Origin of the sequence: Caballeronia sp., assembly GCF_049581465.1 — a bacterium.
Lineage (GTDB): Bacteria > Pseudomonadota > Gammaproteobacteria > Burkholderiales > Burkholderiaceae > Caballeronia.
On the sequence record NZ_JBAUSA010001218.1, the window covers coordinates 1 to 6,394 of the forward strand.

At 55.8% G+C, this 6,394-nt stretch carries 6 protein-coding genes; 3 read left to right on the forward strand and 3 right to left on the reverse strand.

What is annotated here, in order from left to right:
• The first annotated feature begins 1,031 nt into the window (after positions 1-1,031).
• The 3 genes from WCA53_RS29745 (at position 1,032) to WCA53_RS29755 (ending at position 2,784) form a co-directional block, all read left to right on the forward strand.
• A complete protein-coding gene (locus WCA53_RS29745; protein WP_423919735.1) occupies positions 1,032-1,556 on the forward strand; it encodes a PAAR domain-containing protein in 525 nt (174 codons plus the stop codon).
• Between the two features lie 19 nt (positions 1,557-1,575).
• A complete protein-coding gene (locus WCA53_RS29750; protein WP_423919738.1) occupies positions 1,576-2,115 on the forward strand; it encodes a PAAR domain-containing protein in 540 nt (179 codons plus the stop codon).
• A gap of 117 nt (positions 2,116-2,232) precedes the next feature.
• Positions 2,233-2,784 (forward strand): M35 family metallo-endopeptidase, encoded by a 552-nt coding sequence (locus WCA53_RS29755; protein WP_423919755.1) that lies wholly within the window; start codon positions 2,233-2,235, stop codon positions 2,782-2,784.
• A gap of 872 nt (positions 2,785-3,656) precedes the next feature.
• On the opposite strand, the gene WCA53_RS29760 is transcribed toward WCA53_RS29755, so the two are convergent.
• From WCA53_RS29760 to WCA53_RS29770, 3 genes are all read right to left on the reverse strand, one after another.
• Entirely contained in the window at positions 3,657-4,577 is a 921-nt protein-coding gene (locus tag WCA53_RS29760; RefSeq protein ID WP_423919741.1) for a dihydrodipicolinate synthase family protein, read from the reverse strand.
• Positions 4,578-4,708: 131 nt separating this feature from the next.
• Positions 4,709-5,305: a 2-hydroxychromene-2-carboxylate isomerase gene (locus WCA53_RS29765; protein ID WP_423919745.1), complete on the reverse strand. Its 597-nt coding sequence runs from the start codon at positions 5,303-5,305 to the stop codon at positions 4,709-4,711.
• Positions 5,306-5,329: 24 nt separating this feature from the next.
• The gene (locus WCA53_RS29770; RefSeq protein ID WP_423919750.1) at positions 5,330-6,055 is read right to left on the reverse strand and encodes an SDR family oxidoreductase; all 726 of its coding nucleotides are present in this window, start codon (positions 6,053-6,055) and stop codon (positions 5,330-5,332) included.
• Positions 6,056-6,394: the final 339 nt, after the last annotated feature.

Below are 6,394 nucleotides of genomic sequence, written 5' to 3' on the forward strand. Positions count from 1 at the left end.
CTGTTAGCCCCTATCCGGGGCGGGACTTCATTTCTTTGCAAACGCGCAAAGAAACGAAGCAAAGAAACGCGTTCAAACCGCGAATACCTAAGTGTCGTCATTGCTCACTTCAGGTTTTTGGCCCGAACGTAGCACGGCCCCAAATACTTAACCCGCAGTCGAACACCCCCCCTCAAGCACCAACGGCGCGCACACGCTTCGCCTCAACGGCCGTATATAAGTGCCTATCCGTGTTCTCGGACTACTAAAGCCCGGGCCAGCTTCAAATTCCAACTAACAAACGACCAGACTAAGCCCCGCGACGCGGGGTTTTTTTTCGTCCATCGAGCATGTCTTCGTTGAACTTCCTGTTTTTTTATTTACGTTTTAGGACGCGTCTCATTGACTCTTAGCCCAAGTCCTCGATAAAAGTATCCTGACGATTTTTTAAAAAGGATGCCGAATCGATGCGACGTAATTTCATAAAGAAAGGAGATAGGACAACCAGCGGTGCGATCGTAACCGAGGGTTTCGATAACGATTTCCACTATGGCGTGCCGCTAACGTTTGTCGGCGCACAACTGTTCTGCCCAGCTTGTAGTCCTTGGGGTTCATTATCGGAGTCGGACCGCGCTTCCCGAACGATTGGATGGGCAAAGAACAGGCACTTGAGAACGACTTAGGCGCATGCAAATGCGAACCTACGCCGCATTTGATCGCATCGCAAAACGACACCTATGAAACGTACGCAGTCCATGAACTGGCAGAGATGGGCTTCGGACCTAACGGCAAACCGTTGCTCTATCACCGCGACGAGCAAATAAAGTTACACGACCAACGCACCGGGCGACTGTTGCCAAATGTCCCGTACAGGATTAACAGGCTGCGGTTCTTTCGTTATCGCCGATGGCATAACTGATTCGACTGGATGCACCCAACGGATTAAGACCGAAGGCACGCGAAAACTGATCGTCGAAATTCTTTGCAATCGGTAACGTTTCGAATTCCCGGACACTAAAGACCACCTCACGTTATCCAAAAACAAGGACGCTATGTACCGCTTCTACATCAAAGAAGGAGATAACACGTCTAGCGGCGCGACGATCGTTCAGGGCATCCAGCACACGTGGTTTGCGGGCCCTCGACTTGCCTTTGTCGGTGCCGCGCTGTATTGCCCCGTTTGCAAATCGACCGGTGAGATTGTCGCGAGCGGTCCGCGACGGCCTGGGTTGTGGATGGGCAAACAACGCGCACTCAGTGGCGACTACGGTATGTGCAAATGCGATCCAATACCGCGAGTAATTGCCTCCCAAAGCACGCATAGCGAATCTTACGATAACGACGAATTGGGTCGCTCGGGATACACGAGTGCTGGCAAACCGCTCGATCGCCACCACGATGAACGATTCAAGTTGAGGGACCGACGCACGGGCACTCCGTTGGCGAACGTCCCCTATCGTGTTAAGAACAATTCAAGCGTCGTAGCCACCGGCGTAACAGACTCGATGGGCCATGCCGCGCGCGTCAGAACGGAGGGCCAGGCGAATCTTCTGTTCGAAATCGCTTACTCACGCTAACCGAGAGGTAACAAAAATCATGATGCGTCTATTGCTTTGTATGGGCGATCAACCGGAAACCGGCGGCACGATCGAGCCTTATTCCGCGCCGCCGTTCCACATTCGGGAGCATCAAGCAGCCCACATCGGCGCTCTGGTCCACTGCAACGCATGCAACAGTAGCGGACCTATCGCCAAGGCGGGTGGTCCCCGGTGTCATTGGCATCACAGTATGGAAGTGGCGCACGAAGGCGACATCGTGCTTTGCAAGTGTGCGCAACCACCGCGAATGATCGCGACGACGCAAAGCACTTTCCGTAATGACGACATGATTGAGTCGATGGGCGATGTCTCAGAACATAAGCCTGAGTCGCCGTCCGAATCGGGGCAGCGAACGCTGCCATTTGATCAGCAGTTTACGCTACGCGATCGCGCAACACAAAAGCCACTAGGCCGTGTTTCATACGTCATTACAAAACCGTCAGGCGAGACATTCGCGGGCGTCACCGACAACAACGGAATGACGCAACGCGTAAAAACCAGTGCAGCCGAGAGGCTTGCTCTAGCAATTCAACACTAAGAGACACACATGCCAAACGAAAATTGGGTAGGAGTAGGCACTGCCACGACAAACCGTACACCGGATTCAGTCGTCGACATATTCGTCGATCTCAACGCCGCGCCGATATGCCCGAACATGACTGATGCGGAGTTTCGTAAAAGCGTACTCAAGCTTACCGTCGACGCAAATGCGACTGTGCAACGGCGATTAACCGAGTTGACCAGATGGGCCCCAATCGATAGGGAGCGTGTACAGACGTGGTTTGGAACGAATGATGAAGCGACTAGAGCTAGCCTGATTCAAGGACTAGGCAGGTTAAGCAAAGTGTTAGTCGGCCTTGCGCCAAAGAACTTCATTCGCTCTTCGCCGGATACAGACTTGGCGACGGGATGCACACCCAATCTTAAGAATCTGTCTGGTGAAGTCGCGCATGTCTGCGCACCGGATACAGCGACGCATACCATATCGATAAGCCCGAATTTCTGCCAGCTTCCGGATCGCTCGGCGGGAAGGCTAGACTCCAAGCAACTTACGATTGTTCACGAAGCCTCCCACTTTCACGATACGTTCGGTTCCCTCGATCATGCCTATACTCAGTACAACACGCGTCGACTCGCTCAATCAAACCCGGAACGGGCGATCGCTAAGGCGGACAGCATCGCGTGGTATGTGCTTTGTACTGACTAGTGCAGTATTCTGTTTTGGTTCGGAAAATGCGGCTGCGTGCAGTTTCTCATTCCAAATGTCATCGAAGATGGCTGTCAATTCGGCTGGACTTTCGAATGGTGCCCGATTGCGTTTAGCTAATCTTTTCATAGACGTAAGTCGCTTGCCTGTTCCCGGTGTTCAAGCCATAGTTTATAGCTACGCATCCGTAGAAGAGCGTGAACCGCGTCTTCTGGCAGCTCGGCGGGCAGAGAGTGTTACTCAATTCCTTTCGCAGTTGGGGGTAACGCCATCGGACACTTATGTCGAAAGTAAAGTCGTCCAACACGTCAAAGACGGTCAGGAAGGATCGGATCAAATTGACGTACAGTTCTCACCAACATGCCCGCCAGGAGGTTGCGGTTATCTCTGCGCCACACCGATAGAGAGATGACGAACGAATTAGGCCGTTGCAAAAAACGCATCGCCCCGTTGCGGATGTAGTCATCCGAAACGGGGCGTTGCCCTTTTAGACGCTTGGAGCGCAGTGACGCCTACCAGTGCATAATCTCGCGCCGCTCGTTCGCCCCAAAGCACCACACGGATGATTCGGGATTGAATATGGCGTACCGGTTCTCTCGTGACTCGGTCCGCCGACCGGCCCAAACGTAGCTGGCGCGGGGGCTTTTTCGGCCATTTCTCGTAACTGAACCGCTCCGGTTTTCGTAATATGGTCTTCGGCTTCAATGCGAACGCACACCGATCACTATCGCTCAGTCCGTCGGGTTGTTTGTCGCTGCCTGCAATCTTCAGCCCCAGAAAATACTACATATACCGGCCGCTGCGGCGAGCAGAAGGACTCCACCTTCGCCCCACACTCGCCGCAAGCAGCACCGCCCTAAACCCCTAAGCCCCTAGTGGCCCCAACGGAGTACCAAGGGATCAAGCCGGCGCGCAACGCGCAGCAACCCCGCACGCGTAGCCGGGTGCATCGCCGCAAACGGATGCCGTGCGCTATCAGAGCGGATCACGCCGCCTTCCTTCATCAGCGCCTTGCACGCCAGCAGGCCACACTGCCGATTCTCATAATTAATCAACGGCAGCCACTGCTCATAGAGATCGGCAGCACCTTCAACATCGCCCGCCGCATACGCGTCGACAATCTTGCGAATTCCGTCCGGATAGCCGCCGCCTGTCATCGCGCCGGTTGCGCCGGCATCGAAATCAGGGATCAGCGTGATTGCTTCCTCACCGTCCCACGGACCCACGACAGCGTCACCGCCGAGTTCGATCAACTCGCGCAGCTTGGAGGCCGCCTGTGCCGTCTCAATCTTGAAGTACGACACGTGCTCCACATCCCGGGCGAGCGATGCAAGGAACGGCGCCGAAAGCGCAGTCCCGGCGACAGGCGCGTCCTGGATCATGATGGGGATATCAATCGCGTCGGACACACGGCTGTAAAACTCGCGTATGCCAGCCTCGCCGACGCGAATCGTGGCTCCATGGTAAGGCGGCATCACCATGACCATCGCGGCACCCGCATCCTGCGCGGCGCGGCTGCGTTGTGCGCAAACCTGCGTGCTGAAATGAGTGGTCGTGACGATCACAGGCACGCGGCCCGCCACGTGTTCAAGCACGGTGCTCTGCACCTCGTTGCGTTCTTCGTCGGTGAGCGCGAACTGTTCGGAAAAATTGGCGAGGATGCACAAGCCGTGCGATCCGGCGTCGATCATGAAGTCGATCGCCCGACGCTGACCGTCAAGATCAAGGCGCCCAGCGTCGTCGAAAATGGTGGGCGCCACCGGAAATACGCCTCGGTAGATTGGCTGTGACATTACGGGTCTCCCTATTCCTTATGTATGCAAATGCGCGGCTCACTATAGAAGTGATGACGCCGCTTTGTATAGCGAATCATTTCCATGTGTTGATCGCTTTTGCGACTCACGTTGCATGCTGATATTTCGCGTTAAACCCCACGCAGCGCTTCACTGACGAAGTCGAGCCGGTCTTGCCCGAAAAACAGCGTACCGCCCACAACAATGGTGGGACAGCCGAAGACGCCTGCGTCAATAGCCTCTGTCGTGTTTCGCTTGAGCTTTTCCTTTACCTTTACCTCAGGCGAAACGACGCGTTCCCTGAAGTGGCCGGCATCGAAACCGGCTTCAACGAGCGTCGCCTCGAGAATCGCAGGGTCGGCAAGGTTCTTCGGGAATTCCCACATCGCTGAAAACACGCTTTCAACATACTTGTCGAACAGGTCGGTGCCTTCAAACGCGACTGCCCCGCGCTGCAGCGTGAGCGTATTGATAGGGAAGTAGGGATTGTGTTGGAAGCGTACGTTGCGTTTGTGAGCCCAACGTTGAAGGTCGTCGATCATCCACTTGGCCTTGGCCGGACAATCCATCGGCGTCTTATTGCCGGTTGCCTGAAAAATCCCGCCTAGCAGGACAGGCCTCCACACGATTTGCGCACCGGTTTCCATAGCAACCTTCGGTAGCGCACGATGCGCGAGGTATGACGTAGGGCTGCCTACGTCGAAATAGAAAACCGCTTGTCGGGTCATTTCACCGTTCCTTTAAAGAGGGCTTTACCACGGTTCCATGTAAGGCCGCAAATCGAGTTCGAAGGTCCACGCGGTGCGCGGCTGGCTGTGAAGATGCCAATAGTTCTCGGCGATGTGGTCGGGGTCGAGAATGCCATCCACCTCCTTAAGCTTGTAGCGCTCGGGAAACAGTGTACGGATGAAGTCTGTATCGATAGCGCCGTCGATCACAATGTGGCCTACGTGTATGCCTTGCGGACCCAACTCGCGCGCCATGCTCTGCGCGAGAGCACGCAATGCGTGCTTGGCGCCGGCGAATGCGCAGAAGCCTGCTGAAGCGCGAACGCTCGCGGTTGCACCTGTGAAAAGGACTGTACCGCGGCCTCGCGGCAGCATCACGTTCGCCGCTTCGCGGCCTACGAGGAAGCCGGCAAAGCAGGCCATTTCCCACACCTTGAAGTATTTCTGCGCGGTCGTTTCCGTGATGCCGAACTGCACGTTCGCGCCGATGTTGAATACGGACACTTCAATGGGGCCGATTTCACGCTCGATGGCTTCGTACAGCTTGACGACCTCTTCTTCCTTGCGCGCGTCAACGCCGAAAGCACGCGCTTCGCCACCTTCGTGATGAATGGCTTCGACGAGCGACTCAAGCTTCGCGGCGTCTCGCCGGACCACGCAAGCGACAAAGCCTTCACGTGCAAACCTGCGCGCGATGGCTCCGCCGAGCGCGTCGCCCGCACCTACGATCAATGCGACTTTGCTGGCCACGGGTTATCTCCCGATGAGTAGCGGCGGTTAGGCGCGGACCAGCGTCGGTGCGCCTAGCCATGCGGAAAGCACCGACAGATATCGCGCGTATCGCCGCTACCAGGTTGCTTTAACAATAACATTTCAAACGAAAGTTAGCGTACCGAAGCAAACGCGAGGGGTGGGGGAGAGCAAAATCGCCCAACCCGCACCTGACCATTCGGTGGCATATTCGGCGAGTGGGTAAGTCACGACGCGTCATTACGCGCGAAACCCATTCACTCATGATCCTACCCGAGGTGCGCCATGGATTACATCGAGAGTCTGCGAGTCTTCCGCTCAGTGGTCGAGGCCAAAAGC